At 47.8% G+C, this 968-nt stretch carries 1 protein-coding gene; it reads left to right on the top strand.

The genetic code is table 11. The features are described 5' to 3' along the window. The first annotated feature begins 448 nt into the window (after positions 1 to 448). Complete coding sequence (locus PsWM33_RS20980) at positions 449 to 700, top strand: hypothetical protein (RefSeq protein ID WP_153039821.1); 252 nt, start codon at positions 449 to 451, stop codon at positions 698 to 700. Positions 701 to 968: the final 268 nt, after the last annotated feature.

Raw genomic sequence — 968 nt, forward strand, 5'->3', positions numbered from 1 at the left:
TGCATAAAGCATGGGGGCTTTTTGCGTTCTAGAAAGCCTGTCCCAAGATAGAGCCGGGGACACTCGTTTGAGCGAGAGCTGTTTTTTGAAAAGACAACGTTTGAGCGTCTCCCACATCTAAAGTTAAGAACCCGCTTTCCGCGTTGGTTTTGCGATGTTCGCAGCGGTGCACAGGGCGCTTAGCAAGTTCATTATTCAGTTGTCAAAGAACTCGGATTTTACCGATAGTCGGGTTGTCTGTGTTGGTTTTGATAGTGCAGCTTGTTTTGATCTCGGTCTATTCCCGTAATGTTCCCCTTGAGTCTTTGTTGGCGGTGATTTGGTTGCCAAGATTGGGTTGATATTTGGAATTGGTTTGATTTGAAGGCTTGAGGTGGTTTGGGTTTGGCCGTTTGCTTTGGGTGCTGATGTTATTTGTGCTTGTTGCATGTTGGGACAGGAGTGCTTTGTGAAGAAGTGCTGGCTTTATGGTTTGTCCGATGCCGATGCCGATGCCGATGCCGATGCCGAAGTTGTCGTGCTGAGTGCGGGGATATGTTTTTCTGGAGTGGGAATAGATGTTGGCAGATGGGGAATAAGTCTGCTGCTGAGCCTTGCTCCTGGTTGCTTCCTTGGACTGTCTTGGTGCGAGGTCTTTTGTGGACTTGCTTTGCCGTTTGGCTTGCTGATTTTACATAGCAACGCATCATTGCGGATTTGAACGCAAAAAAACGCAAAGCGTCTCAAAACTGGTGTTGTGGTGTCTTGGAGCTGCTGAAGGTGGCTTTTGTTGCTCTTTACGTGTTGTTTGGGTTCACGGTTCATTGTTGTAAGGCCGATCAGCTATCTCATCCTTTCTCTAACGTTCGTCCTTTAACAGTGACCTTACATTGCTGATGCTCATCTCTGTGATGATTGCCTCTGATTGGTGATGCTCCTCTTCCTGGGTGTTGCCTTGGCTTGTTCTGCACTTTGGCGCTAGCTGTCAG

Origin of the sequence: Pseudovibrio sp. WM33 (assembly GCF_001623165.1) — a bacterium.
Taxonomy (GTDB): domain Bacteria; phylum Pseudomonadota; class Alphaproteobacteria; order Rhizobiales; family Stappiaceae; genus Pseudovibrio.